This window comes from Blastococcus sp. CCUG 61487 (assembly GCF_005222955.1).
GTDB lineage: Bacteria > Actinomycetota > Actinomycetes > Mycobacteriales > Geodermatophilaceae > Blastococcus.
Genome location: NZ_LWUA01000279.1, coordinates 1 through 26,905, shown reverse-complemented (window position 1 = coordinate 26,905; position 26,905 = coordinate 1). Strand labels below are relative to the sequence as shown.

Below are 26,905 nucleotides of genomic sequence, written 5' to 3'. Positions count from 1 at the left end.
TGTCAGCGCGCCGACTGGCGAGGACGTGTCGACCGTGACCGCCGCATCCTCCGCTCCCCCGGTGCGTGGCGGGAGCCTAGCGGGCGACCGGACGCCCACGGATGAGGACCGCGGCCGTGGGCATGACCCGACCATGACCGACACGGATGCTCCGCCGCACAACGACGCCATCCTCCTGCGCTCCGGGCGGCGGGCATGGGCGGCGCTCGGGATCGCCGGCGTCGTCGTGCTCGTCTACCTCCTGCTCCGGGAGGTGAGCATCATCGCCACTCCGCTGGCCGTCGCGCTCTTCCCGGCAGCGGTGCTGTGGCCGGTCGCCCAATGGGTGAAGCGGCGCGGGGTCCCGCCCTCGCTGGTCGCGCTGGGACTGGTCCTGGCCCTGCTCGCGGTCATCGGGTTGGCGCTCTGGTTCGTGGTGCCGCGCTTCGTCGACCAGGTGCCCGACCTCGTCGACAGCGTCGAGCAGGCCGTGGCCGACCTCGACGACGTGCTCGCCGACGCGCCGGTGTCGCTGCCCTTCGACGTCGGGGAGGGCGGGTTGGCCGAGGCGGCCCGGCAAGCGCTGGACTCGTTCGACGGCGACGCCGGCGCCGTGGTGGGACAGGGCATCGGCGCTCTCTCCCGGCTCACCGACATCGGGACGTCGCTGCTCCTGTTCCTGGTCGCGCTCTTCTTCTACCTGCGCGACGGCGAGCGGATCTGGGCCGGCGTCACCAGCGTGCTGCCCACGGGGACCCGGCGGCACGTCCGGCGGGTGTCCCCGCGGGTGGGCTGGACGCTGGGGGCCTACTTCCGCTCGCAGATGCTGGTGGCGCTGGTCGACGCGGTGGGGATCGGGATCGGTCTCGTCCTGCTCGACGTTCCTCTGGCACTGCCCCTGGCCCTGCTGGTGTTCCTGGGCGGGTTCTTCCCCATCGTCGGGGCGTTCGTCTCCGGTCTCGTCGCCGTGCTGGTGGCGCTCGCCGACCAGGGGCTGGGGACGGCGCTGCTCGTCCTGGCTCTGGTGATCCTGGTCCAGCAGGCCGAGGGCAACCTGCTGGAGCCGCTCATCCTCGGGCCCGTCCTCCGGCTGCATCCCTTCGCGATCATCCTCGCCGTCACCGCCGGCGCGGTCACCTACGGCGTCCTCGGCGCGTTCCTCGCGGTGCCGGTGGCGGCCTCCGTCGCCCGGATAGTCGACTACGTCCGCGGCCGACCACCCGCCGCGGGTCCTGGCTCCGATGTCGAGAGCGGCGAGTCCGCATGGGGGACGGACGAGGACGACGACGGGGACGAGGACGGGGCGAGGACGGCGACGCCAGCCCGGCCCCGGAACGGCCGGGTGGCGCGACCGCCGCGCGTGGGTGAGGCTGGAGGCAGGGTCGGCGCGGAGCGGAGGGACCGAGAGGTGCGGCAGTGGTCCTGATCGCCGCCATCAGCGCGATGCTCGCCCTCGCCGTCGCCGCCCCGCTGCTCGCGCGCCGGTGGGGCCCTGACGCCGGGTACCTGCTCGCCGCCGGGTTCCTCGCCGTCGGGGGCCTGCTGGCCACCGGCGCGCCGACGGTGCTCGACGGTGGCGCGGTGACCGCCTCGTGGCGGTGGATGCCGTCGCTGGACGTCTCGCTGTCCCTGCGCCTGGACGGCCTCGCCGCCCTGTTCTGCGTCATCGTGCTCGGCGTCGGCGCGCTGATCCTGGCCTACTGCCCCCGCTACATGGACGAGGGCAACGACACCAACGGCGTGGTGCTCGGGCTGCTCACCCTCTTCGCCGGCGGGATGCTCGGCCTGGTGCTCGCCGCCGACGTGGTGCTGCTCTACGTCTTCTGGGAAGTCACCACGATCTGCTCGTTCGCGCTCATCGCCACCGCCGGTCCGGTGGCGATGAGGCCCGCCCGGCGCGCGCTGCTGATCACCGCCGCCGGCGGGCTGGCGCTGCTGCTGGCCGTGGTGATGCTCTCGGTCGTGGTCGGCACCACCGACCTGGTCACCATCCTGGCCGAGCGCGACCGCGTCGTGGCATCCCCGCTGGCCTGGCCGATCGGCGCGCTGATCGCGACCGCGGCGTTCACCAAGTCCGCACAGCTGCCGCTGCACTTCTGGTTGCCCGGCGCCATGGTCGCCATGACCCCGATCAGCGCCTACCTGCACGCGGCGACGATGGTGAAGGCCGGCATCTACCTGCTGATGCGCATGACGCCGCTGTTCGCCGGCCAGCCGGCCTGGTCGGTGCTCCTGCTCGCCGTCGGGCTGACCTCCGCGGTCGCCGGCGCCTTCATGGCGCTGCGCGAGCACGACCTCAAGGCCATCCTGGCCCACTCGACGGTGAGCCAGCTCGGTCTGCTCATCGCCGTCATCGGCGTCGGCACGCCGGTCGCCCTGGCCGCCGCGATGCTGCACACCTTCGCCCATGCGCTGTTCAAGGCGACGCTGTTCATGCTCGCCGGGGTCGTGGACAAGCAGACCGGCAGCCGCGACATCCGGGAGCTCTCCGGGCTGCGCCGGGTCATGCCGGTGACCGCGGCCGTCACGGCGCTGGCGGCGCTCTCCATGGCCGGAGTGCCGCCGATGCTGGGCTTCGTCAGCAAGGAGTACCTGTTCCAGGGCTTCCTGGAGGCCGACGTCACGCCGTGGATCGGACCGCTCGCCGGCGCGCTGGCCGTGACCGCGTCGGCACTGACCTTCGCCTACGGCGCGCGGATCGTCTACGGCGCCTTCGGCGGTCCGCTGCGCCAGCCGGAGCTCCGCGAGCCGTCGGCCGCCTTCCTCGCCCCGGCTGCCGCTGCCGCGCTCGCGGGCCTCGTGCTCGGCCCCGGCATCGACCTGCTCAACCCCGGGGTCCGCCGGGCGGCGGCCGACGTCGTCTACGTCGGCGCGGTCCCCGAATTCTCCTTCTGGCACGGGCTGAGCCCCGAGGTGCTCATGTCGGCCGTCACCGTGGCGGTCGGGACGGCGCTGTTCCTGGCCCGCGCCCCGGTCGACCGGTTCCTGCAGCGGGTTCGGCTGCCCGACGGCGGGGCGATCTTCGACCGCACCCACGATCGGACCATCAGCGCCGGGTACACCGTCGGCCGCCCGGACCGCGTCCCCGGTCTGGCCCCGCACCTCGCCCGCCCGCTCGTCGCCGTCGCCGTGCTGGGCGTGGCGGGGGTGGCGACAGTCGGTACGCTGCCCTCGCCCGCACCGACCGTCGAACCGCTCGACTGGCCCGTCCTGGCCCTGCTGGTCGTGACGGTGATCGCCGCCGCGCTCACCCGGTCGGCGCTGGCCGCGCTCGCCCTGGTCGGCTTCGTCGGCCTGGTGGTGACCGGCTGGTTCCTGCTCGCGGGCGCCCCGGACGTCGCCCTGACCCTGCTGCTGGTGGAGATCCTGACCGCGGTCGTCGCCGTGCTGGTCCTGCGCTCGCGCCCCGCTCGGCTGCCCGGGGCATCCCGGCTCCGTGCCATGTACGCCGCGGCCCTGGCCCTCGGTGCCGGGCTCGTGGCCGCCGGCGCGACCGCGGCCTTCACCGGCCGGCGCGAGCTCTCTGCTCCCGGGGCGTACTTCCTGGAGGCGGCGGAGCCCGAGACAGGCGGCTCGAACGTGGTGAACACGATCCTCGCCGACTTCCGCGGCATGGACACGTTCGGCGAGGCGATCGTGGTCGGCTCGGCAGCGCTGGGGCTGCTCGTCCTCCTGCGCGGCGGCCCCGCCGACCGGGCGCGGGCGGCCGCCGCCGTGCGCGCGGAGCAGACCGACGAGAGCCTGGTGCTGCAGGTCAGCAGCCGGGTGCTCGTCCCGGGCATGGCCGTGCTCTCGGCCTTCCTGCTGTGGCGGGGGCACGACGAGCCCGGCGGCGGCTTCATCGCCGCCCTCGTGGCGGGGGTTGCCGTCGGCTACCACCAGCTCGCTTCCGGCTTCCCGGGCGTGCCGCGACTGCTCCGGCCGGAGGGCCTGGTCGGCGCCGGGCTGCTGGTGGCCCTGGGGACGGGGCTGGCCGCGGTCCTCCGGGGCGACCCGTTCCTGACCCCGTTCGACGTGCCGGTGCTGGGCGCGGTCGGGATCGGGTCGGCGCTGCTGTTCGAGCTCGGCGTCTACCTCATGGTGCTCGGGCTGCTGGTCGCGGCGTTCGACAGGTTCGGCGCCGCTCGCGTGAGGGAACGGGAGGCCGCCCGATGACCGCCGCGATCGCCGTCGGAGTGCTGGTCGCCGGAGGCGTCTACCTCGTCCTCCAGCGCGGCCTCCTGCGCGTCGTCCTCGGGTTCATCCTGCTCGGCCACGCCGTCAACGTCCTGCTGGTGGCAGCCGGCGGATTGGACCGGCGCGGGGTGCCGCTGATCGGGCAGAGCGACCCGTCGACGACGGCCGACCCCCTCCCGCAGGCCTTCGTGCTCACCGCGGTCGTCATCACGTTCGCGGTCACCGTCTACCTGCTCGGGCTCGCCCGAGCCGGTGACTCGGGGGACGACGACGCGGAGGGGCCCCGATGAGCGGCGGCCTGCTGGTCCTCCCGGTCCTGGCGCCCCTCGCGGCGGCGGGGCTGCTCGTCCTGCTCGGCCGGCGCGGCGCGGGCACCCGGCTGCCTCGGCTGGTCGCCTGGCTGGTCGGTGCCGGGGTGCTCGTCTTCGCGGGCGTGCTGCTGGCGCACACCCTCGCCGGCGAGTTGCCCACCGTCCGCCTCGGCGGCTGGCCGTCCGGCATCGCGATCACCCTGGTCGCCGACGTGTTCAGCGCTCTGCTGCTGGCCGTCACCGCGCTGCTGGTGGTGGTCTCGCTGGTGTTCGCCGCGGCGACCGGCGAGGACGAGGATCCCTTCTTCCTGCCACTGGTCCTGGTCCTCGCCGCCGGCGTCAACGGCGCCCTGCTGACCTCGGATCTGTTCAACCTGTTCGTCTTCGTCGAGATCATGCTGCTGCCCAGCTACGTGCTGCTCACCGCCGCGGGCGGCGGGCAGCGCCTGGCGGCGGGCCGGCTCTACGTGACGGTGAACCTGCTCGCCTCGACGGTGCTGCTGGCCGGCATCGGGCTGCTGTACGGCGTGACGGGCACCGTCGGGCTCGGAGAGCTGGCCGGGGTGGGCTCGGCCGACCCCGCGGCGGGCGTGGCCGGTGCCGTCGTGCTCCTGGCCCTGGCTGTCAAGGCCGCCGTCGTGCCCCTGCACAGCTGGCTGCCCAGCACGTACTCCTTCACGGGGCCGGCGGTGACGGTCCTGTTCTCGGGGCTGCTCACCAAGGTCGGGGTGTACGCGCTGATCCGCATCTACGCCGTCGTGTACGAGGGCGACCGCCGGTTCCTCTGGCTGATCATGACGGCCGCGCTGGTCACGATGGTCGTCGGCGTCCTGGGTGCCGTGGGCGAGAAGGCGATGCGGCCGGTCCTGACCTTCCACATGGTCAGCCAGGTCGGCTACATGCTCCTGGGGCTGGCGCTGTTCACCGCCGCCGGGCTGGCGGCGGCGATCTTCTTCCTCGTCCAGTACGTACTGGTGAAGGCCGCGCTGCTGATGTGCGCCGGGGCGGTGATCGTCGGCCACGGCACCGACGACCTCGATCGGCTCGGCGGGCTGATGCGTCGCGAACCGGCGCTGGCGGTGGCGTTCGCCATCAGCGCGCTCGCCCTCGTCGGGATCCCGCCGCTGTCGGGCTTCGTCGCCAAGCTCGGCCTGGCCACGGCCGCGGTGGCGCAGAACCAGTACCTGGCCGCCGCTCTCGTGGTCGTCGTCAGCCTGCTGACGCTGACCTCGATGCTCAAGCTCTGGAACGCGGTGTTCTCGGGACCGACGCCGGACGACGACGGCGCTCCGGCGGAGGACACCCCGGGCGCGCCCACCCGGACGGCGACCCCGCCGCGCGCCCGGCTGCGCCCGGCGCTCACCGCGCCGGCGCTCGTCCTCGCCGGCCTCGCCGTCGCCCTCGGTGTGTGGGCCGAACCGCTGCTGGCGGCCAGCGCCGAGGCCGCCGACGGGCTGGTGGACACCGGCGCGTACGTGCGGGCGGTGAGCGGGCCGTGAGCCGACGGTGGGGCCCGGCGAGGGTCAGGACGATCGCGGGGTTCCTGGGCTGGTACCTGCTCACCTTCCTACGGGCGAACTACCGGGTGGCGAAGGAGATCGTTATGCCGAGCGACGGGCTGGCGCCCACCTTCGCCGAGGTTCCGCTGCGCACGCGCACCCGCGCCGAGACCGCCTCCTACATCAGCCTGGTGACGCTCTCCCCCGGCACGCTGGTGATCGCCGTCCGCACCGACCCCTCCCGGTTGCTGGCCCACGGCATGCACGCCCGCGACCCCGACTCGTTCCGCACCGAGCTCCTGGAGCTGCAGGACCGGCTGCTGGCCGCCTGGCGCCCCGTCGACCAGCAGCAGGCGGCCCCCGCGGCACCGACTTCCGAGGGAGAACCGACATGACCTTCCTGGACGCGGCGCTGGTCGTCCTCGGGCTGGCGCTCCTCGTGGCGACGCACCGGGTGGCCGCGGGCCCCACCGACGCCGACCGGGCACTCGGCGTGGACCTCGGTTTCGCGATCGTCATCGCCGCCGTCGCGGTGCTGGCCGTGCGGCTGGAGGCTCCGGCGGTGCTGGACCTGGTCCTCGTCGCCACGCTGGTCGGCTTCCTGTCCACGGTGGCCGTCGCCCGGCTCGTCGCCTCGAGGGGATCGTCGTGACCGCGCAGGAAGTGGTCGGCGACGTGTTCATCGCGCTGGGCGTCGCGCTCATCGCCCTGGCCGCCATCGGTCTGCTCCGGCTGCCCGACGTCTACAACCGGGCCAACGCGGTGGCCAAGGCGGCCGGCCTGGGGATGGTGCTCGTCCTGTTCGGGGTCGTGGTGCTGGCTCCGGGGGTGACCCCGGTGATCACGCTGCTCGTGGCCATCGCGCTGCAGCTGTTCACCGTGCCGATCGCCAGCTTCAAGATCGGCGAGGCCGCCTACCTGACCGGTGCGCCGATCGTGCCGGGCACCGCGGGGCGCGAGCTGGCCGGAGATCCGCCCGAGACCGAGCCCGAGGAGTGATCAGCCGGTCTTCCGGTCGGCCGGCGTGGCCAGCAGCACCGGGATCCGCGACGACGCGCTGATCTGCTGCGCCGCGCTGCCGATCAGCGCCCGCGACAGCCCCCTGCCGCGGCGCCCCACCGCGATCAGGTCGACGTGCTCGTCGGCCGCGAGTTCGAGGAGTGCCTGGGCGGGCGAGCCGGCGAGGACCCGTGTCTCGATCTGTCCGTCCGCCGTCGCCGGGATCTGCTCGGCCACCCGGGCCAGCAGCGCGCGGGCCTGTCCGCGTTCGGCGGCGTCCTCCCGCTCGGCGCTGTCGACGTCCAGCACGGTGGCCAGCACCAGCCGCGCGCCGGCCGTGCCCAGCAGCCGGGCCGCGTCGCGGACCGCCTGGTCCGACTCGGGTGAGCCGTCGACGCCGACGAGCACCCGGAGCTGCACCGCCCCGTCACCCCAGGTGCCGGGCGCGTCCTCCCGCTCGAGCACCACGCTGCGCGACCGACCGCGCTCGTAGGCGATCGGCACCATGAGCGGGCCGAGGACCGCGCCGAGCAGGTACCAGATGGTGTCCGCGTGCCCGCGGCGGTGCAGCAGCACCAGCACCGCGAGCACGCCGATGACCACCCACAGCACTCCCAGCAGCAGTCCGAGCTCCCAGCTCATGGGCGGGTCCGGCGGGCGAGGACGGGGCGAGGTGATCGGGCGCGCATGCCCCGACCGTATCCAGCCCGGGCCGTGCGGGCGAGCCGACGCAGCGCGACCCGGCCGCGAACTGCTACCGTGGCACCCGTGCGCGGCAGCCTCCTGCTTACCCGCCGCGGCGAGGCCCTCTCCTAGGTCGGCCCCCTCGCCGCGGTGATCTGCCGTGACGTCTCCGGCGCCTGCTGACCGCCCATCGGAGCGACAGTCCGCCCGCGCCAGAGGAGCCCGTCACCGTGAGCACGAACGCCCAGCACCCCCACGTACGCCATCCCCAGCAGCCCTCGGGCATGCCGATCCACCGCTACGAGCCCTTCCGCCCGGTGGACCTGCCCGACCGCACCTGGCCGGAGAAGGTCACCACGGTCGCCCCGCGCTGGTGCGCCGTCGACCTGCGCGACGGCAACCAGGCGCTGATCGACCCCATGACCCCCGACCGCAAGCGGCGGATGTTCCAGCTGCTGGTCCGGATGGGCTACAAGGAGATCGAGGTCGGCTTCCCGGCGGCCAGCCAGACCGACTACGACTTCGTCCGCCAGCTGATCGAGGACGACCTGGTCCCCGACGACGTCACCATCCAGGTCCTCACGCAGGCCCGCGACGAGCTGATCGAGCGCACCTACGAGTCCCTGCAGGGCGCCAAGCAGGCGATCGTGCACCTGTACAACTCGACCTCGACCCTGCAGCGCCGGGTGGTCTTCGACAGCGACCGCGCCGGCATCGTCGACATCGCCGTCCACGGCGCGCAGCTGGTCCGCAAGCTGGCCGAGCAGATGCGCGACACCGAGATCCTCTTCGAGTACTCCCCCGAGTCGTTCACCGGCACCGAGCTCGACTTCGCCGTCGAGATCTGCAACGCGGTCACCGACGTCTGGGAGCCCACCCCCGAGCGGCCGACGATCCTCAACCTGCCGGCGACCGTCGAGATGGCCGAGCCGACCGTCTACGCCGACCAGATCGAGTGGATGCACCGCAACCTGGGCCGCCGCGACGCCGTCGTCCTGTCCTTGCACCCGCACAACGACAGGGGCACCGCCGTCGCCGCCGCCGAGCTGGGCTACCGCGCCGGCGCCGACCGCATCGAGGGCTGCCTGTTCGGCAACGGCGAGCGCACCGGGAACGTCGACCTGGTCACGCTGGGCCTGAACCTGTTCAGCCAGGGCATCGACCCGCAGATCGACTTCTCCGACATCGACGAGATCCGCCGCACCGTCGAGTACTGCAACCAGCTGGGCGTGCACGAGCGGCACCCCTACGGCGGCGACCTGGTCTACACCGCGTTCTCCGGCTCCCACCAGGACGCGATCAACAAGGGCTTCAAGGCCCTGGAGGCCGACGCCGCGGCCGCCGGGGTGCCGGTGGAGCAGCAGGCGTGGGCGGTGCCCTACCTGCCGATCGACCCCAAGGACGTCGGCCGCAGCTACGAGGCCGTGATCCGGGTGAACAGCCAGTCCGGCAAGGGCGGCGTCGCCTACATCATGAAGACCGAGAACCACCTGGACCTGCCGCGCCGGCTGCAGATCGAGTTCAGCGCCGTCGTCCAGCGGCACACCGACGACGAGGGCGGCGAGGTCACCGCCGAGCAGATGTGGGCGGCGTTCTCCAACGAGTACCTGCCCGACCCCGCGGCGCCCTGGGGCCGGTTCGGGCTGGTCGGGCACAGCCACCGGTCCGACGGCGACCAGGCCGACGAGATGGTCGTCGAGCTCACGCAGGACGGCGTCCCCGTCACGATCCAGGGCCGGGGCAACGGCCCGATCGCGGCCTTCGTCGACGCGCTGCGCAGCGTGGACGTCGACGTCCGGGTGCTGGACTACGCCGAGCACGCGATGAGCTCCGGTGGGGACGCCCGGGCCGCCGCCTACGTCGAGTGCGCCGTCGGCGACCGGGTGCTGTGGGGCGTGGGCATCGACCCGAACATCCTCACCGCGTCGCTGCGGGCGGTCGTCTCGGCGGTCAACCGCGCGCAGCGCTGAGCAGGGATCCGGCCGGGTCAGCCGCCCCGGCCGGATCCGCCGTCCCGGCTCTCACGCAGCGAGCGGAACGGCTCCTCCGGCGGGGCGTCGGCCGGCTCGTCCCCGCGGAACAGCCGGTCGCTGTGCTCCCCGGTGTGCAGCTCGTCGACCATGAGCAGGTCGCGGCGCACGTGCCGGCGCCGATAGGCCACCCGGCTGATCATGTGGGCGGTCACCGGGGCGGTCAGCAGCTGGAAGAGCGCCACCAGCAGCAGCATCCAGGTCGCCGACCAGCCCTGCAGCCGGATCGCCGAGCCGCTCATGATCAGCAGGACGCCGAGCGCCTGCGGCTTGGTCCCGGCGTGCATCCGGGTGAGGACGTCGGGGAAGCGCACCAGGCCGAGCCCCGCGGTGAAGCAGAGGAAGGCACCGCCGACCAGGGCGATCAGCGCGATGACGTCGGCGGGCCCCTGCACGTCGCTCAACGTTCCTCCCCCCTGCCGGTCACGGATCCGCTCTCCTGCTCCTCCGCCGCCGGCGACTGCACGACCATCCCGGCGATGTACCGGGCGACCGACACCGAGCCGACGAAGGCGAGCAGCGAGACGACGACGAGCACGGGCACCACCGTTGGCTCCCGGTCCAGCGCGGCGTAGACCGCCAGCCCGGCGGCGACGATGACCAGCATCGTGTCCGCCGCGACCACCCGGTCCAGCAGCGAGGGCCCCCGGGCCAGCCGCACGAGGCAGAGCAGCGCACCCCCGGCCAGCAGGCTGAAGGTCAGCACGAAGACCAGCGTCACGACGTCCCTCCGGCCGGTTGCGCGCTCGGCTCTGGCGGGAGGTCGAGCGCGGCGATCTGCTCCGGGGTGCCGAACGCACGCACCACGCGCTCCTCCTCCTCCAGCACCGACCGGCGGCGCTGCTCGACGTCCTCCTCGTCCTCGACCGCGAGGATGTGCAACGCGAGGACGCGGCGCTCGCGGTCCATGTCGATGACCACCGAGCCGGGCACCAGCGTGAGCGTCTCGGACACAATCGTGAGCAGCAGGTCGGAGTCGGTGCGCATCTGCACCGCGATGATCGCGCTGTAGCGGATCCCGCTGGGCCGGATCGTCTGCCAGGCCACCAGGGCCGCAGAGCGCACGAGGTCGTAGAGGAACGTGCCGACGAAGACCACGAGGCCCACCGGGTGCACCCGCGCCCCGCCCTCCACCGGCGGCAGGGGCAGCAGGATCGTGACCGCCAGCGCGACGACGACGCCGCTGAGCAGGTTCGCCCACGACCACGTGCCCCACAGCAGGTTCCAGACCAGGACCAGCCACAGCAGCAGCGGCCCCTGGGTCCGCAGCCGGGTGACGACGTCGTCGCTCACGAGCCGTCCCCGTTCGCGTCGATCACCGCGGTGATGTACGGCGCGCGGTCCAGCAGGTCGACGGCGGCCCGATCGGCGATCGCGTACAGCGGACCGGCCAGCGCGGTCAGCGACACGGTGACGACCACCATCGCCGCGGTCGACATCATCATCACGCGGGGCAGCGGATCCTCCGGCCGGGGCCGCCGGGAACGCACCGCCACACCGGCCAGCGGCGCATCGGTGGCCGTCGCCACGGCAGTGTGCCGCTCCCAGGCAGCCCGCCGGGCGGCCGCGCGGGAGGACAGCCCCGATCCGTTCGCCGCGCCGTCGTCCGGCGGTTCGCCGTCCTGCTCTCCCCCGGCGGTCGACGGACCCACGGGACCACCGTCGAGCTCGGGGCCCGCGTCCGCCGCGGCCGCCGCGGCGGACTCGCCGGCCGGCGCCTCGACGGGCTTGCGCCAGAACGAGCGGTTCCAGACGCGGGAGACCGCCAGCAGGGTGAGCAGGCTGGTCAGCGCGCCGGCGGCGACGAGGACCACCGGCAGCCAGCCGCCGTCGGCGATCCCGGCCTCGAGCAGCCCCAGCTTGCCGACGAACCCGGAGAACGGGGGGATCCCGCCCAGGTTCAGCGCCGGCACGAAGTAGAGGACGGCCAGCAGCGGCGAGCTCTTCGCCAGGCCGCCCAGCCGGTCCATGCTCGTCGAGCCGCCCTGCCGCTCGATCAGCCCCGCGACGAGGAACAGCGTGGTCTGGATGGCGATGTGGTGGACGACGTAGAAGATCGCGCCGGCCAGCCCCGCGGTCGAGGCCAGCGCGATCCCGAAGACCATGTAGCCGATGTGGCTGACCAGGGTGAAGGAGAGGATCCGCCGGATGTCGGTCTGCGCGACCGCGCCGAGGATGCCGACGACCATCGTCGCCAGCGCCGCCCACATGAGCACCTGGTCCAGCGCGCCGCCGGGGAAGAGCAGCGTCTGCGTGCGGATGATCGCGTAGACGCCGACCTTGGTCAGCAGGCCGGCGAACACCGCGGTGACCGGCGCCGGCGCGGTCGGGTAGCTGTCCGGGAGCCAGGCCGAGAGCGGGAAGACCGCGGCCTTGATCGCGAACGCGATGAGCAGCAGCGACTGCAGCAGCAGCTGGGTGCCGGCGGGCAGGTCGCCCAGCCGGTCGGCCAGCTGGGCCATGTTGACCGTGCCGGTCGCCCCGTAGATCAACGCGATCGCCGCCAGGAACAGCAGCGAGCTGAGCAGGCTGACGACGATGTAGGTGACCCCGGCGCGGATCCGTGGCGCCGACCCGCCGAGGGTCAGCAGCACGTAGCTGGCGGTCAGCAGGATCTCGAAGCCCACGTACAGGTTGAACAGGTCGCCGGCCAGGAAGGCGTTGGCCACGCCGGCGATCAGCACGAGGAACGTCGGGTGGAAGATCGAGACCGGTGTCTCCTCGTCGCCGTCGGCGGCACCCTGCCCGACGGCGAACACGAGCACGCCCAGCGCCACCGTCGCGGCGATGACCAGCATGAGCGCGGAGAGCCGGTCGACCACCAGCACGATCCCGAGCGGCACCGGCCAGCCACCCACCGAGACCGCGGCGGCGCCGTCGGCGTCGGCCAGCAGCAGCAGCGCCAGCGAGACCCCCAGCACGGCCGTGATCACCGCGATGCTGACGATGCGCTGGGCGTAGGGGTGCCGGCCGCCGACGATCAGCGCCGCGGCCGCGCCGAGCAGCGGCAGCAGCACCGGCAGAGGAGTGAGGGCGCTGATCATCGGTCCGTCCGCTGGGTCGGGTCGAGCGCGACGTCGTCGGACGGGGTGCCGACCAGGCCGCCGGACCCCTCGCTGTCGACCTCGTCGTCGACGGCGAGCGTGTCGGCGTGCATCGCGGGGCGGTCCTCCGGTGCCAGGTCGTCGGGGTCGATCTCGTCGGCGTCGGTGCCCGAGCGCCGGGCCACGCGGCGGTCCTCCTCGTCGACGCCGACCACCTCCTGGCGGACCAGCCGCCAGGACCGGTAGATGATCGCCAGCACGAACGCCGCGACGCCGAAGGTGATGACGATCGCGGTCAGGATGAGCGCCTGGGGGAGCGGATCGGTCATCTCCTCCGGCTCGGCGTAACCGAGGATCGGCGCCTCGCCGGACGGGCCGCCGCTGGAGAGCAGCAGCAGGTTCGTCGCGTTGCCGAGCAGCAGGAAGCCCAGGAGCACCCGGGTGAGGCTGCGGTCGAGCAGCAGGTAGACGCCGGCGGCGTACATGCCGCCGATGACCAGGGGGAGGACGACGGTGGGAGTCATCGGGCGATGACCTCCTCCGGCTGAGCGTCGATGTAGTCGTCCTCGTCGGCCTGCCGGTCGAGCTCCGCGCCCAGGCTGCGCAGGATGTCCAGCACCAGGCCGACGACGATGAGGTAGACGCCGACGTCGAAGAACAGCGAGGTGACCAGCTTGACGTCACCGAGCACGGGCAGCGTGGTCTCCAGGATCGCCGTCTGCAGCACCTCGGCGCCCAGGACCAACCCGACCGCGCCCGTGCCGCCGGCGAACAGCAGGCCGGCGCCCAGCAGGAGGCCCGGGTCGACCGGCGCGGCCTCGCCGAGCTCGTAGCGGCCGCCGGCCAGGTAGCGCAGCACGAGCGCGAGCCCGGCCACCAGCCCGCCGGCGAAGCCGCCGCCGGGCTGGTTGTGCCCGCTGAACAGCAGGTACAGCGAGAAGACGACGATCGGGTGGAACAGCACGCGGGTGATGACCTCGAGGACCACCGAGCGCCGCTCCGGCGAGAGCGCCACCGAGGCCGACAGCCAGCGCCTCCGGGGAGCCCGCCGCATGTCCCCGGTGCCCAGCCGCCCCTCGTCCAGCCGGTCGATCACCCCGGTGCGCCGGCGCAGGAAGACCAGGCTGGCCACACCGGTCGCGGCGACCACGAGCAGCGAGATCTCGCCGAGGGTGTCCCAGGCGCGGATGTCGACCAGGGTGACGTTGACGATGTTCTCCCCGCCGCCGAAGTCGTAGGCGGCCTCGGGGTAGTCGACCGATACCGGATCGGCCGTGCGCACGCTCATCGCGACGGCGCCGGCAGCAGCCATGAGCGCGCCGACGCCGACGGCGATCACGCCGCGGACCGCGCGCTCGCGCGGCCGGTGCCGCTCGGCGATGTCCTTGGGCAGCTTGCGCAGCACCAGGACGAAGACCACCAGGGTGAGCGTCTCGACGAGGAACTGGGTGAGGGCGAGGTCGGGCGCGCCCTGCAGGACGAACAGCACCGCCAGCGCGTAGCCGGTGACGCTGACGACCAGCACCGCCGAGAGCCGCTGCCGGATGCGCACCGCGAGCACCGCGGCGATCAGCGCGACCGCACCGACCAGCGCCTGGATGGGGGTGTCCCAGGCGCGCCACTCGTCCGGCCAGGGCGCGCGGAAGAGCAGCACCGAGCCGGGCAGGGCGAGGACGACGACGAGGATCGTGCCCAGGTAGGCCGGCAGCGATCCGCGCTGCGTGGTGCCGGTGACCAGCACCGCGAGCCGGTCCAGGGCCTGCATCGTGTTCCAGTAGCCCTCGTCGGCGGAGCTGCGCACCGCGAGCGCCCGCTGCCGGCGGTAGACCTGCTTGCGGGCGGCGAACAGCGCGGCACCGCCGAGCAGGGTGACCAGCGAGAGCCCCAGCGCGGGCTGCCAGCCGTGCCAGAGGGCCAGCTCGACGGCCTTCGGGGCCAGCAGCGGCAGCTCGTCGGCGTACCGGCCCACCAGCGGCTCGAGCAGCGGGCTCAGCGGACCGGCGACCAGGCCGGCCGTGGCCAGCAGCGCCGGCGCGGTCAGGAACAGCGCGCTGGGCCGGTGGAGCACCTCGATGTCCGCGCAGCCCGGCTTGGCCGCGAACGCGCCCCACAGGAAGCGCAGGGTGTAGCCGACGGTGAACACCGAGCCGAGGACCAGGCCCACGAGCAGGAGGACGGCGGAGGTGCGGTCGGGCAGCCCGCCCTCCCAGAGCGCGGTGAACGCGGCCTCCTTGCCCACGAAGCCCAGCAGCGGCGGCAGGCCGGCCATCGAGGCGCCGGCCAGCCCGCCGATGACCGCCAGCCCCGGCAGCTGCCGGCCCAGCCGGGAGAGCTGGCGCAGGTCGCGGGTGCCCGTGGCGTGGTCGATGACGCCGACGGTGAGGAACAGCGTGGACTTGAACAGCGCGTGCGCCACGGTCATGGTCAGGCCCGCAGCCGCGAGCTCCCGGCTGCCGCCGCCGACCAGGGTCATGAGGAAGCCGAGCTGGCTGACCGTGCCGAAGGCGAGCAGCAGCTTGAGGTCGTTCTGCCGCAGCGAGCGGTACCCGCCGACGAGCATGGTGGCCACGCCGAGCCCGAGCACGATCGGCCGCCAGCCGGGGACCTCGGCGAACCCGGGGGCGAGCCGGGCCACCAGGTAGATGCCGGCCTTCACCATCGCCGCGGCGTGCAGGTAGGCGCTGACCGGTGTGGGCGCCTCCATCGCGGCGGGCAGCCAGAAGTGGAACGGCACCATGGCCGACTTCGTGATGGCGCCGACCAGCACGAGCACGGTGCCGGCGATCAGGAAGGGACCGTCGCCGGGGTTCGCGACCACCTCCGACAGCAGGTAGCTGCCGCTGGTCTCGCCGAGCATGATCAGCCCGACCAGCATCGCCAGCCCGCCGGCGGTGGTGAGGATCAGCGCCTGGCTGGCCGCCCGTCGGGCCGCCAGCCGCGTCCCCGACCCGCCGATCAGCAGGTAGGAGAAGACGGTGGTCAGCTCCCAGAACACGTAGAGCAGCAGCAGGTCGTCGGCGACGACCAGGCCGAGCATCGACCCGGCGAACGCGGTGAGCTGGCCGGCGAAGCGCGCCGTCCCCTCGTCGTCGGGCTCGAAGTAGCGCGAGCAGTACAGGAGCACGAGCGCCCCGACCCCGGTGACCAGCGCCGCGAGGGTGAGCGACAGCGCGTCCAGGCGCAGTGCGACGTCCAGGTCGAGGGCGGGCACCCAGGGCACCGTCTCCCGGACCTCACCGCCGTCGGTGACGGTGCCGAGCTGCGCCATCACCCAGACGAACCCCGCGGCCGGCACCAGCGCCAGGGCCGCGAAGGCCTGCCGTCCCCACCAGCGGACGAGCAGCGGCGCGACGACCGCGGCGGCCAGGTGGAGGAGCAGGAGTGCTAGCACGGGTCTCCGGGAGTCTCGGCGGGCTCGGGGACGACCACAGACGTCGGAAGGACACCGGCGGCGATGCCGTTCAGGTTAGCGCCCCCGGTTCAGCGTCCGCCGGGGGTGACCAGGCCGCTCTCGTAGGCGAACGCGACCGCCTGCACCCGGTCGCGCAGGCCGAGCTTGAGCAGGACCCGGCTGACGTGGGTCTTGACCGTCGCTTCCCCGAGGTAGAGCCGCGCGGCGATCTCCGCGTTGGACAGCCCGGCCGCCACCAGCGCCAGGACGTCGGTCTCCCGTTCGGTGAGCCCGGCCAGGGCCGCGGCGCGGACCGGGTCGGGGGACGGGGCGGCCGCGTACCCCTCGATCACCCGCAGGGTGACCGCCGGGTCGAGCAATCCCTGACCCGCCGCGACCGTGCGCACGGCGGCGACCAGGTCCTCCGGCGGCGCCACCTTGAGCAGGAAGCCGCTCACCCCGGCCCGCAGGGCGGCGGTCACGTACTCGTCCTCGTCGAAGGTGGTGAGGACGACGACGCGGGTGGGCAGGTCGGCGGCCAGGATGCGGCGGGCCGCCTCGAGCCCGTCCATCCCGGGCATCCGGACGTCGAGCAGGACGACGTCGGGCCGCAGGTCGGTGACCACGCGCACCCCGGCGGCGCCGTCGGCGGCCTCCCCCACCACCTCGATGTCCGGCTCCGCGGCGAGCACCATGCGCAGCCCGGTGCGCACCATGGCCTGGTCGTCGACGAGCACGACGCGGATCACGCGGACACCTCCCGCGCGGCGGCGGCCGTGCCGTCGTCCTGCCGGGGCAGCGGGAAGGTGGCGCACACGCGGTAGCCGCCCCCGCGGACCGGGCCGACGTCCAGCCGTCCGCCCGCCACCGCAGCCCGCTCGCGCATGTGCAGCTGACCGTGCCCGCCCACCCGCGGTGGTGCCGGGGGTGCGGGAACGCGGGCGACGCCGTCGTCGGTGACCGTGACCGTGAGCCGGTCGGTGGCGTGGTCCAGCTCGATGCGGGTCGCCGCCGCCCCGGCGTGCCGCAGCACGTTGGACAGCGCCTCCTGCACGATCCGCACGGCGGACACGTCGACCAGCTGCGGCAGCTCGCGCGGAGCGCCGGTGACCACCAGCTCGATCGGCATGCCGCCGGCACGCAGGTCGGCCAGCATCGGCTCGAGCCGGCTCAGCGAGGGCTGAGGAGCCGGGACGCCGTCGGCACCGTCGCGCAGGATGCCGACCACCCGGCGCATCTCGTCGACCGAGTCGCGGCCCAGCCGCTCGAGGTCGAGCAGCACCCGCTGGGCGTCGGGGTGGTCGGGCAGCAACCGGCGCAGCCCGCCCATCTGCAGGACCATCACGCTCACCGCGTGCGCCACCGAGTCGTGCACCTCGCGGGCGATGCGGGCCCGCTCCGCGGTGACCGCGGCCGCGGCGACCGCCTCCTGCTGCTCGGCCAGCCGGGCCGCCAGCACCTGCAGCTCGCCGGAGCGCTGCTGCACCTGGCGGACCAGCGTGCCCACGGCCCAGCCCGCGCCGGTGACCACCGAGTAGAATACGCCCTCCCACGGCGACACGGAGAAGATCGACCCGGAGACCAGCGCGATCGCCGAGCTGACCAGCGTCGCCCGGATCCCGGCGCGGGGCGGCAGGACGGCGACGGCGTGCCCGACGAGCACGCCCATGCCGACCAGCTGGGCGCCACCGGGGCCGGGGGTGTCCATCGCGAAGTTGCCGAGGATGGTCAGGGCACCGCCGACGGCGGCCGCCTCGGGCCAGCGCGGGCAGACCGCGAGGAGCAGGCCGACGACGAGCGCGGGCACGGTAGTGACCAGCGGGAAGCCGTAGAACTCGTCGGTCAGGTTCTCCACGACCGACAGCCCGGCGATCAGCAGGCCGACGGCCGGCCACAGCAGCCGGCGCGCGGGCCTCGTGACGGGCCGCGTGATGGGCCTCGTGATGGGCCTCGTGGCGGGCCAGGGGCGCATGGCGACGACGCTAGAGGCCGCGCGGCCGTCCCGGCGTCCCCCGTGCGGCCGAACGACGGGCGGCTGCGTTCCCCCTCACGGCGGACGCAGGTCGGTGCGTTCCGGCGGACGCCCCGGCAGCCCCGCCGTCCCTAGCTTTTCGGGCCATGACGACCCAGCTGATGCCCCCGTCCCCCACCACCACCGCCGTCGAGCGCCCCGCCCGCTCGGCCGGCGCCCGGCTCCTCCCGCTCGCCGGCGGCGCGATGATCGCCGGCTCGCTGCTCTACGTGACCGGGATGGCGACCTCGCCGCCGGCGGACTCCATGTCCGACGCCGACTACATCGCCTCGCTGGCCCGCGACGAGGGCCGCACGGCGCTCTCTGCGCTGCTGCTGCACTACGGCAACATGGCGCTGGCCCTGGCGTGGCTGGCCGCGCCGGTTCTCGTCCGCGGCCGCCGCGGCAGCACGACGACGATCGTGGGGGCCCTGCTCTCGGCGCTCGGGCTGGTCACCGTGACCGGTCTCGTGCTGTACGACTTCTGGACCGGCGCCGTGGGCCGGGCCCTCGAGCCCGCGGCCGCGCTCGCGCTGTTCCAGGACGTGGCCGGCTCCCCTGCGCAGGGGATCGTCGGGACGCTCACCCTGCTCGGGCTGATCGGGCCGCTGGTCGGCATCTCCGGCCTCGTCCGGGCCGGCGTGCTGAGCAGGTGGCTGATCGTCCCCGCGGTCGTGGCGCTGGTCGCCTCGATGGCCACGCCGTTCTCGCCGCTGCTGTTCGGTGCGTACGCCGTGATCGGCGCCGTCCCGGTCGTGGCGATCGGGCTGCGGCTGATCCAGCGCCACCGGGCCGAGCCCACCACCTGAATCCCTTCGATGTTGATCAGCCTTCCTGGTCATCTGACGTCCTCCCTCACTGTCCACCGTGAGGGAGGACGTCTGTTGACCAGGTCAGCTGATCAACATGGCCCCGAAAGGTCAGCCCTCGGCGAGCTCCGAGGCGGTCAGCCAGGCCTCCTCGACCTCGTCCTTCTCCGCCTGCAGCGCCTTGAGCCGGGCGTCCAGCTCGGCCGCCTTCGTGTAGTCGGTCGCGGCAGCGGCGAGCTCCTCGTGCAGCTTCTTCTCGTCGGCGTCCAGCTTGAGCATCCGCCGCTCCAGCTTGGCCGCCTCCTTCTTCGCCGCCCGCGCCTCCGCGGCCGAGACAGCGGGGGCCGCCGTCGAGGGAGCCCCGACCGGACGCGGCTCCCCCGCCGCGGTCGTGAGCGGCGCGCCACCGGCCGCCCGGCGGGCCAGGTACTCCTCCACCCCGCCCGGCAGCTCGGCCAGCGAGCCGTCGCCCAGCAGCGCGACCACCTTGTCGCAGACCCGGTCGACGAAGTAGCGGTCGTGGCTGACCACCAGCACCGTGCCGGGGAACCCGTCGAGCAGGTCCTCCAGCGCGGTGAGCGTGTCGATGTCCAGGTCGTTGGTCGGTTCGTCGAGCACCAGCACGTTCGGCTCGGCCATGAGCAGCCGCAGCAGCTGCAGCCGCCGCCGCTCGCCGCCGGAGAGATCACCGACCGGCGTCCACTGCCGGTTCGCCGCGAAGCCGAACCGCTCGGCCAGCGACGACGCCGAGATCTCCTGGTTGCCGATCCGGGCGATCCGCGCGACGTCCTGCACCGCCTCCAGCACACGGGCCTTCGGCGGCAGCTCGGTCACGTGCTGGGACAGGTACGCCGGCGACACGGTCTGGCCGACGACGACCTTCCCGGCGTCCGGGGAGACCTCCCCCACCAGCATCTTGAGCAGCGACGTCTTGCCGGCGCCGTTGACGCCGACGATGCCGATCCGGTCGCCCGGCCCGACGTTCCAGGTCAGGTCGCGGAACAGCATGCGCGGTCCGTCGTCGGTCGGGACGGAGTAGTCCACGCCCTCCAGCTCGTACACGGTCTTGCCGAGCCGGCGGGCCGCGAAGCCCTGGAGCGCCAGCGAGTCGCGGGCCGGGGGCTCGTCGGCGATCAGCGCCTGGGCCGCCTCGATGCGGAACTTGGGCTTGCTGGTGCGCGCCGGCGGGCCCCGCCGCAGCCAGGCCAGCTCCTTGCGCACCAGGTTGAGCCGGCGCTCCTCGGTGACCGAGGCGATCCGCGCCCGCTCCGCCCGCGCCAGCGTGTACGCCGAGTAGCCGCCGTCGTAGGCGTGCACGTTCCCGTCGGCGACCTCCCAGGTCGTCGTGCACACCTCGTCGAGGAACCACCGGTCGTGGGTGACGACGACCATCCCGCCGGCCCGTGCCTTCACGTACTCGGCCAGCCAGGCCACGCCCTCGACGTCGAGGTGGTTGGTCGGCTCGTCGAGGATCAGCAGGTCCAGCGGGCGGATCAGCTGCGCGGCCAGCGCCACCCGGCGCCGCTCGCCGCCGGACATCGGGGCGACCGGCGCGTCCAGGCCCATCCGGTCGAGCTCCAGCCCGGCCAGCACGCTGCGCACGGCCGGGTCGGCGGCCCACTCGTGCTCGTTGGCGAACGTGCTCGTCGGAAGGACGACGTCGCGGATCGTCGTCCCCGGCGGGAGCGTGCCCAGCTGGTCGAGGACGCCCATGGCGAGGTCCCCGCGGCGGGTGACCCGGCCGGAGTCGGGCTCGTCGGCGCCGGTCAGCAGGGAGAGCAGCGTCGACTTGCCGCCGCCGTTGCGGCCCACGACGCCGATCCGCTCACCGGCGGCGACGCCCAGGGAGACGTCGTCGAGGATCACCGTCGTGCCGTGTGCCTTGTGCACCCGCTCGAGGTTGACCAGGTTCAGGGGTGCGCTCATCGCGACCAGTATCCGCGTCCCGCCGCGGCCCGTCCGCGTCGGCTCAGGCGGAGCGCGGCGGAGTCGTCCGGTCCAGGAACGCGGTCACGGCGCCGGCGAACGCGGCGGCGTCGTCGAGCCAGGGATAATGCCCGGCTCGCGGCTGGACGGTGAGCGCCGCGTCCGGGAAGAGGGCGGCGAACTCAGCGGCCCGGTTCGGCGGGATCACCATGTCGTACTCGCCGGTCAGCAGGAGGACCGGCACCCGGAGGCGGGTGAGACCCGCGCGGACGTCGGCGGCGTCGAACGCGCCCGGAGCGTGGTACCGGGCGCGGGCGTCCTGGTTGCGCTGGTGGGCGTCGGCGGCGGACAGCGCGCGGGCGGCGTCGTCCCACCGGCCGTAGTTGAACGGGGCGCTCGCGTCCCAGTCGGCCTCCGTCGGCTCGCCGGCCTGGATCCGCTCGAGCGCGGCGAACGCGTCCGGGAACCAGGGCTCGTCGCGCCGCTGCTCGGCGACCGCGCGCCGGTCGTCGTCCGAGACCGTCACGCCGGCCACCTGGGCACTGGGCCCCACGAGGACGAGCCGGCCGACCCGCTCGGGGTGCCGGCGGGCGTACAGCACCGCGAGCGTGGCCCCCGCCGAGTGCGCGACCAGGTCGAGCCGGTCCAGGCCCAGGTGCACCTGCAGCGCCTCGACGTCGTCGACCTGCGCGTCGCACCGGTAGGTCGCCGGGTCGGCCGGGACCGCGGACCCGCCGGTCCCGCGCAGGTCGAGCAGCACGAGCGACCGCCGCAGCCCGCCACCCAGGTCGCCGAGGTAGTCGGCGGCGCGCATCGGGCCACCGGGCAGGACGACCAGCGGATCGCCGTCCCCCGTCCGGCGGTACGCGAGGGTGGTGCCGTCCGGGGCGTCGAAGGTGCGCACGGGCGCAGCCCACCACACCTCGGCCGGCGGCGCTCACCTCGTCACGGGACGGTGACCTCCACGGCGACGGAGTCGGTGTTCCCGCCGAAGTCCTCCACCAGCAGCTCGGCGTACAGCGCGGTGCCCGAGGGCAGCGCGACGAAGTCGTACTCCAGGTCGGGCAGGTCGGCGTACAACCCGACGTCGGACGCCGGCTCCCACGACGCGATCCCGTCCGGGGAGACGACCAGGAGCTTGGGCACGATGAGCCCCTCCGGGTCGGCGGTGAGCTCCCCGTACGTGCCGGCCGCGGTGTACGAGTAGTACGTCTCGTTCAGCACCTCGCCGGTCTCCGGGTCGAAGCTGATGGTCAGCGTGACGTCCCGGTACTCCTCCTCGCCCGGCTCGAAGTAGGCCAGCGGGACGTCGATCGTGGCCACCCCGGCGTCGTCGTCGCCCCACGTCACCGTCAGGTAGGCGTAGGAGGTGTCGATCCCGTCGCTGATCGTCATGGTGGTCAGGTCGTAGCTGCCGACGACGAGGCCCGACCCGTCCTCGGAGACGTCGGCCTGCTCCTCGCCGTAGAAGGTCACCGACCCGTCCTCGCCGATCTCGCCGTAGCCGATGCTCGCCCAGATCACGTTCTCCTCGGCGGCGGCGTCGAACGCCGCTTCGAGGGCGAGCCCGTAGTCGTCGAAGGAGACCGCCACGTCGCCGTCGACGAAGGTGGGCCGGCTCTCCTCGGGGATCGCGGCCCCCGCGTCGAAGTAGCTGCCCAGGAAGTCGCCCCAGGCCTGGGCGCTCTCCACCGAGGCGTAGTCGGTGTCGAGCAGGTCCTCGGTCGGCGGGAAGTAGATCGACAGCCCGCTCGCACCGCCCGCGGCGGGGCCGGTGACCTGGTAGGTGACGGCGTCGGCGAGCGCGCTGATCACCGCCTCGGCCTCGCCGGCGACCCCGGGCGCGTCCTCCCCGATCTCGGCGGCGAGCAGCCCCAGGTCGGCCATGTGGGTGTCGACCGACGGGTCGGGGTCGCGGCCGAAGGAGAGCACCTGCGCCCGCTCGCGGCCGACGACGGGCGCCACGTCGGCGGCCCGCTCGCTCAGCACCTCGCTGAACTCCTCGACCGCCGCGTCGATGGCGGGCACGCGGTCGAGATCGATCATCGACAGGGTGATGTCGGCTCCCGTGCCCTCCTCGTCGGCCTGGGCGGCAAACCCGTCGATGATCGCCGTCCCGAGGGTGTCGACGTCGACGTCGGGGTCGTCGGCGGCGACCTCGAAGGCGCCGTAGTCCCAGCCGTGGCCGGGCTCGAGCTCCTGCGAGGCGATCATCCGGTCGGCCACCGGGGCGAGGGTGCTCGCCGTCTCGTACGTGGCCATCAGGCAGGCGTCGAAGCCGAGCAGGTCCAGCTTCTCCACGCCGGCGGCGTCGAGGCCGTCGGCGATGCCCTCGCGCAGCTCCTCGAGGGTCAGGGTGCTCATGCCCGAGCCCTCGTCCCCGCCGACGCCGGGCCACGAGGCGCCGTGGTCGGAGATCACCAGCGCGTAGCGCTCGGCCGGGTGGTCGGCGATGCCGCGCTCGAGGAACTCGGCCAGCTCCGCCGGGTCCCCGGTGTCGACGTCGCCGAGGTCGTCGAGCTCCTCGGCGCTGCCCTCCCCGAGGGAGAGGTACTTGGCGCCCACCCAGTCGCCGACGTCGAGGAACTCCTCGTCGCTGTAGTCGGCGGCGCGATCGACCAGCGCCGCGATCTGGAGGTCCTCCCCGGACTCCACCTCGGCGAGCTCGGCGAGGTCGCCGAGCAGGAACGGCTCGAGGTCGGTGTCGGCGATCGAGTAGACGAGCACGGTCCAGCCCTCGCCCTCGGTGGCGCCCTCGGTGGCGGACTCGGCGGACCAGAACCCAGCGCCGCACCCCGACGCCGCCAGCACGCAGGCCACCGCGCCCAGGACCGACCACCGACGACGACGCATGCGCCCATCCGTTCCTCGCCGGCGCGTCGAGCGGCCGGGCGAGGCATCGTCGCAGGTCGGAGCCGGTTGCGACCAGACCGGGCCCGGTGTGTCGCGGCGCTCCGGACGGCCTCGGCATCAGCGCGCGACGGCGACCGCCAGCCAGGCCCGCAGCCCTCCCTCGCCCAGCAACCGGCCCACCCGGCCGGACTGCTCGCGCGCCTGCTGGAAGCGCGGGTCGTGCCCGTGCCGCCGCTCGATCTCGGCGTCGACGGCGTCGGCCGCCTCGGTCCACTCCGGTGGACTGTCGGCGAGGTCGGCGTCGGCGGCGTCGCGGAGCTCGAACCCGGCGGCGGCGAGCAACGCGCGCGTCTCGACCTCCGACGGGAACTCGTTGCCCTCGGGCAGCGGCGGCGGGAGGGGCGCGTCGGCGACGAACACCAGCAGGCCGAGCCGGCCGCCGTCGTCGAGGACCCGCCGCAGCTCCGCCAGCACCCCGGCCTTGTCCGAGGTCGTGCACAGCACGCCGAGGCACTCCGCGGCGTCGAACGAGCGATCGGCGAAGGGCAGCCGCTGGCCGGTCGCGACCACCGAGCGCAGTCCGAACAGCCGGCGCGACGCCTGCGCCGCGGCCTCCATCGGCTCGGCGCACACGGGTCGCACGCCGCGCTCGGCCGCGAGCCATCCGGCGGGACCCCCGACACCCGCGCCGGCGTCCAGCACCCGGCTGCCCGGGTGCAGCTCCAGCCGGTCGGCCAGCCAGCGCAGCGCGCCCTCGCTGCCGCTGCCCCGGCACCCGGCCGGGATCGCGTGCCCGGGGCCGAGCGCGCGCACGGCCTCCTCGGTCCAGCCGGCGACGGTGTCGAACTCCGCCTCCATCGCCTCGCTCTCGAGCTCGGTCACCGCGCTCCTCCCACTGCCGCCGCCACGGCGGCCTTGACCCGTGCCCCGTCGTCCTCACCGCGTGCCGAGCCCATCCCGGACAGGTTCACCCCGACGACGCCGTCGACGGCGAGCAGTGCCCGCGCCTCCTCCACCGCCGCCTCGATGCCGGCCGCCCGGGGATCGGGGGCGGCGAGCACCTGCTCGACGCGGGCGTCGTCGAGGTGCAGGCCGGGGAACCGCTGCAGCACCCGCGCGGAGGGCTCGTCGGTGTAGACGGCGACGCCGGCGACGAAGGGCAGCGTCGCTCCGGCGGCCCGCGCGGCGGTGACGAACTCCGCGACCCGCGCCGGGGTGCTGACGTGGTTGAGCACGCACAGCTGGGCGCCGGCCCGTTGCTTCTGCGCGACCCGGGCCGGCCGCGCGCCGGCGGGCGGCGCCTCGGGGGACTCGGCGACCGCGACCGGCAGCCCGACGTCCGACGCGAGCGCGGCCAGCCGGGGCCCGTCGAGGTCGAACACCTGCGTCGCGCCGGCGCGCACCCCCGGGCCGCGCGCGTCGCCGGTGACGGTGAGGACGCCGTCGACGCCGAGTGCGGCGAGCCCGGCGAGCTCCTGCTCGAGCACCACGCGGTTGCGGTCGCGGCAGGTCAGCGTCGTCCAGAGCCGGCCCCCGGCGTCGAGCACCCGGGCGGCGAGCATGGTCGGCGGGAAGTCCGGCCGGTTGGCGTACTCGCCCGCGAGCAGCGCGTCGGAGACCGGGGCGAGCACCTCCACGACCCGGCGCACCGAGTCGGTGTCGAAGGGCGCCGTCGTCAGGTCGCTCAGGACGACGGGGCCGCGCGCCGCCGCGGTGAGCAGGCCGCTGACCGCCGCCGGTGCCGCCGGCGGGTCGGGCCAGGCCGGGAGCGGACCGTCGAGGAAGACGCAGCGGTGCTCCGCCACCTCGCAGCGCTCGTTCCCGCGGACCCCGCCGCAGGGGCCGAAGACCATGCGCTTCGGGCACCCCGGGCGGGGCAGCGGTCCGTCCGGCACCGTGCAGCGGTGTCCCGAGCGGGCGGGTGGCAAACCCGCCGGTCGAGCGGCCGGTGCCGCGAGGCTCGTCAGCCGGCGGGCACCTCCATCACCGAGACGGGCGCTCCCCACGGGTCCCGCAGCACGGCGAACCGGCCGAACTGCGTGTCCTCGGCGGGCGTCAGCACCGCGCCGCCGCGCGCCTCGACGGCGGCGACCGCCTCGTCGGTCCCCGACACCGCGAAGCAGGTGGCCCAGCCCCCGGGCAGGCCGGGTGAGGCCGGGCCCAGCCCGCCGAGCGGATCGCCGCCGAGGCTGAAGGTGGCGTAGGGCTCCATCCCGGGGAACTCCGTCCAGGTGAAGCCGAACACGGCGGCGTAGAACTCGCGGGCGGCCACCGGGTCGTCGACCGCGGCGTCGTTCCACACCAGGGCGCCCGGCTCGTTGTACCGCTGGACCCCGGTGTGGCTGCCGGCCTGCCAGAGGCCGAAGGCGTTCCCCTGCGGGTCCAGCGCGACGACCATCGAGCCCATCGGCCCGACCTCCATCGGCTCCATCACGACGGTGCCGCCGGCTTCCCTGATGCGGGCGGTGGACGCCACCGCGTCGTCGGTGGCGAAGTAGGTCGTCCACCAGGGCGAGTCGTCCTCGCTCATCAGCGGGCCCAGGCCGGCCACCTGCCGGCCGTCCTTGAGCGCGTTGAGGTAACCGCCGAACTCCGCCTCGCCGCCGCTCCAGGTCCAGCCGAACAGCTCGCCGTAGAACTCCTGGGCCGCGGCCACGTCGGCAGCTCCGTAGTCGACCCAGCAGGGCGTCCCGGGCGGCCAGGCAGTGTCTCGAGTGGGCATCGATCCTCCCTCGGGTGTGAGGGGGATCACGGTGCCACCGGGGTCCGACAGAACCCAGAGGTCCCGGTCTAGAAGCGGCCCCCGCCGCTGCGGCCACCGGAGCCGCCGAAGCTGCCGCCGCCGGAACGTCCCCCGCCGCCGAAGCCGCCGCCACCGAACCCGCCACCGCCGAACCCGCCGCGCATGCCGCCGGCCAGGATGCCGCCGAGCACCAGGCTGCCCAGGTCCACCCCACCGCGCCGGGGCCCGCCGGCGAACCCGCCGGGGCCGTACCCGCCGCCGTACCCGCCGCCGTAGCCGCCCGGCCCGCCCCAGCCGGAGACGTCGGACTGCGCCGTCTGGAGCGCGGACTGGGCCAGCCGGGTGGCCTGGTGCGCCTCCCGCAGGGCGTTCTCCGGGTCGTCCCGGCGCTGGTCGATCGCCACCTGCAGGTGCCGCTGGGCCTCGGCCAGCCGGGTGCGCGCCCGGGGG

Annotated in this window: 24 protein-coding genes and 1 pseudogene; 9 read left to right on the top strand and 16 right to left on the bottom strand. The window is 74.2% G+C overall.

The genetic code is table 11. The features are described 5' to 3' along the window. The first annotated feature begins 133 nt into the window (after positions 1–133). From A6V29_RS18625 to mnhG (A6V29_RS18595), 7 genes are read left to right on the top strand one after another with little or no spacing between them, the layout of a single operon-like run. Positions 134–1,405, top strand: coding sequence for an AI-2E family transporter (locus A6V29_RS18625; protein WP_170977957.1), 1,272 nt, complete (start codon positions 134–136; stop codon positions 1,403–1,405). Further along, the gene (gene mbhE, locus A6V29_RS18620) at positions 1,396–4,134 is read left to right on the top strand and encodes a hydrogen gas-evolving membrane-bound hydrogenase subunit E (protein ID WP_137161698.1); all 2,739 of its coding nucleotides are present in this window, start codon (positions 1,396–1,398) and stop codon (positions 4,132–4,134) included. The genes A6V29_RS18625 and mbhE overlap by 10 nt, the downstream gene beginning before the upstream one ends. Continuing rightward, positions 4,131–4,445: a sodium:proton antiporter gene (locus A6V29_RS18615; RefSeq protein WP_137161697.1), complete on the top strand. Its 315-nt coding sequence runs from the start codon at positions 4,131–4,133 to the stop codon at positions 4,443–4,445. Before mbhE ends, A6V29_RS18615 begins: the two co-directional genes overlap by 4 nt. Further along, positions 4,442–5,965 carry a monovalent cation/H+ antiporter subunit D family protein gene (locus A6V29_RS18610; RefSeq protein WP_137161696.1) on the top strand — a complete coding sequence of 508 codons (1,524 nt, stop codon included), beginning with the start codon at positions 4,442–4,444 and terminating at the stop codon, positions 5,963–5,965. The genes A6V29_RS18615 and A6V29_RS18610 overlap by 4 nt, the downstream gene beginning before the upstream one ends. After that, the gene (locus A6V29_RS18605) at positions 5,962–6,360 is read left to right on the top strand and encodes a Na+/H+ antiporter subunit E (protein ID WP_137161695.1); all 399 of its coding nucleotides are present in this window, start codon (positions 5,962–5,964) and stop codon (positions 6,358–6,360) included. The genes A6V29_RS18610 and A6V29_RS18605 overlap by 4 nt, the downstream gene beginning before the upstream one ends. Beyond that, entirely contained in the window at positions 6,357–6,617 is a 261-nt protein-coding gene (locus A6V29_RS18600) for an MrpF/PhaF family protein (RefSeq protein ID WP_137161694.1), read from the top strand. The genes A6V29_RS18605 and A6V29_RS18600 overlap by 4 nt, the downstream gene beginning before the upstream one ends. Then, on the top strand, positions 6,614–6,964 hold the full coding sequence (gene mnhG / locus A6V29_RS18595; RefSeq protein WP_137161693.1) for a monovalent cation/H(+) antiporter subunit G: 351 nt from the start codon (positions 6,614–6,616) through the stop codon (positions 6,962–6,964). Before A6V29_RS18600 ends, mnhG (A6V29_RS18595) begins: the two co-directional genes overlap by 4 nt. On the opposite strand, the gene A6V29_RS18590 is transcribed toward mnhG (A6V29_RS18595), so the two are convergent. Next, the gene (locus tag A6V29_RS18590; RefSeq protein ID WP_137161692.1) at positions 6,965–7,606 is read right to left on the bottom strand and encodes a universal stress protein; all 642 of its coding nucleotides are present in this window, start codon (positions 7,604–7,606) and stop codon (positions 6,965–6,967) included. Between the two features lie 272 nt (positions 7,607–7,878). Between A6V29_RS18590 and leuA the strand changes: the two genes are divergently transcribed. Further along, positions 7,879–9,618, top strand: coding sequence for a 2-isopropylmalate synthase (leuA, locus tag A6V29_RS18585; RefSeq protein ID WP_249933339.1), 1,740 nt, complete (start codon positions 7,879–7,881; stop codon positions 9,616–9,618). Positions 9,619–9,635: 17 nt separating this feature from the next. Here leuA and mnhG (A6V29_RS18580) read toward each other — a convergent pair whose 3' ends face one another. The 8 genes from mnhG (A6V29_RS18580) to A6V29_RS18545 all read right to left on the bottom strand — a co-directional run bounded on the left by mnhG (A6V29_RS18580) (position 9,636) and on the right by A6V29_RS18545 (position 18,085). After that, the gene (gene mnhG, locus A6V29_RS18580; protein WP_249933343.1) at positions 9,636–10,073 is read right to left on the bottom strand and encodes a monovalent cation/H(+) antiporter subunit G; all 438 of its coding nucleotides are present in this window, start codon (positions 10,071–10,073) and stop codon (positions 9,636–9,638) included. Between the two features lie 5 nt (positions 10,074–10,078). Further along, a complete protein-coding gene (locus A6V29_RS18575; RefSeq protein WP_137161690.1) occupies positions 10,079–10,399 on the bottom strand; it encodes an MrpF/PhaF family protein in 321 nt (106 codons plus the stop codon). Continuing rightward, positions 10,396–10,971 (bottom strand): Na+/H+ antiporter subunit E, encoded by a 576-nt coding sequence (locus tag A6V29_RS18570; RefSeq protein ID WP_137161689.1) that lies wholly within the window; start codon positions 10,969–10,971, stop codon positions 10,396–10,398. The genes A6V29_RS18575 and A6V29_RS18570 overlap by 4 nt, the downstream gene beginning before the upstream one ends. Then, positions 10,968–12,722 carry a Na+/H+ antiporter subunit D gene (locus A6V29_RS18565; protein ID WP_170977956.1) on the bottom strand — a complete coding sequence of 585 codons (1,755 nt, stop codon included), beginning with the start codon at positions 12,720–12,722 and terminating at the stop codon, positions 10,968–10,970. Before A6V29_RS18565 ends, A6V29_RS18570 begins: the two co-directional genes overlap by 4 nt. Then, positions 12,719–13,246, bottom strand: coding sequence for a Na(+)/H(+) antiporter subunit C (locus A6V29_RS18560; RefSeq protein WP_137161688.1), 528 nt, complete (start codon positions 13,244–13,246; stop codon positions 12,719–12,721). Before A6V29_RS18560 ends, A6V29_RS18565 begins: the two co-directional genes overlap by 4 nt. Beyond that, positions 13,243–16,113 (bottom strand): Na+/H+ antiporter subunit A, encoded by a 2,871-nt coding sequence (locus A6V29_RS18555; protein WP_137161687.1) that lies wholly within the window; start codon positions 16,111–16,113, stop codon positions 13,243–13,245. Before A6V29_RS18555 ends, A6V29_RS18560 begins: the two co-directional genes overlap by 4 nt. 89 nt (positions 16,114–16,202) lie before the next feature. After that, positions 16,203–16,862 carry a response regulator gene (locus A6V29_RS18550; protein ID WP_137161686.1) on the bottom strand — a complete coding sequence of 220 codons (660 nt, stop codon included), beginning with the start codon at positions 16,860–16,862 and terminating at the stop codon, positions 16,203–16,205. Then, a complete protein-coding gene (locus A6V29_RS18545) occupies positions 16,859–18,085 on the bottom strand; it encodes a sensor histidine kinase (protein WP_137161685.1) in 1,227 nt (408 codons plus the stop codon). The genes A6V29_RS18550 and A6V29_RS18545 overlap by 4 nt, the downstream gene beginning before the upstream one ends. A 146-nt stretch (positions 18,086–18,231) precedes the next feature. On the opposite strand from A6V29_RS18545, the gene A6V29_RS18540 reads away from it, so the two are divergent. Continuing rightward, a complete protein-coding gene (locus A6V29_RS18540) occupies positions 18,232–18,933 on the top strand; it encodes a hypothetical protein (protein ID WP_137161684.1) in 702 nt (233 codons plus the stop codon). A gap of 111 nt (positions 18,934–19,044) precedes the next feature. Here the strand turns inward: A6V29_RS18540 and A6V29_RS18535 are convergent, their stop codons facing one another. The 7 genes and pseudogenes from A6V29_RS18535 to A6V29_RS18505 all read right to left on the bottom strand — a co-directional run. Beyond that, on the bottom strand, positions 19,045–20,859 hold the full coding sequence (locus A6V29_RS18535; protein ID WP_137161683.1) for an ABC-F family ATP-binding cassette domain-containing protein: 1,815 nt from the start codon (positions 20,857–20,859) through the stop codon (positions 19,045–19,047). 43 nt (positions 20,860–20,902) lie between these two features. Beyond that, positions 20,903–21,763, bottom strand: coding sequence for an alpha/beta fold hydrolase (locus A6V29_RS18530; protein ID WP_137161682.1), 861 nt, complete (start codon positions 21,761–21,763; stop codon positions 20,903–20,905). A 41-nt stretch (positions 21,764–21,804) separates the two neighbouring features. Then, positions 21,805–23,712, bottom strand: coding sequence for a clostripain-related cysteine peptidase (locus tag A6V29_RS18525; RefSeq protein WP_137161681.1), 1,908 nt, complete (start codon positions 23,710–23,712; stop codon positions 21,805–21,807). 117 nt (positions 23,713–23,829) lie between these two features. Beyond that, positions 23,830–24,594, bottom strand: coding sequence for a class I SAM-dependent methyltransferase (locus A6V29_RS18520; RefSeq protein ID WP_249933338.1), 765 nt, complete (start codon positions 24,592–24,594; stop codon positions 23,830–23,832). Beyond that, positions 24,591–25,565, bottom strand: a complete 975-nt coding sequence (locus A6V29_RS18515; RefSeq protein ID WP_137161680.1) for a methylenetetrahydrofolate reductase — start codon at positions 25,563–25,565, stop codon at positions 24,591–24,593. The genes A6V29_RS18520 and A6V29_RS18515 overlap by 4 nt, the downstream gene beginning before the upstream one ends. A gap of 110 nt (positions 25,566–25,675) precedes the next feature. Continuing rightward, the gene (locus A6V29_RS18510) at positions 25,676–26,434 is read right to left on the bottom strand and encodes a VOC family protein (RefSeq protein ID WP_137161679.1); all 759 of its coding nucleotides are present in this window, start codon (positions 26,432–26,434) and stop codon (positions 25,676–25,678) included. Between the two features lie 68 nt (positions 26,435–26,502). Then, positions 26,503–26,905: pseudogene (locus A6V29_RS18505) on the bottom strand (TPM domain-containing protein); the annotation flags it as partial.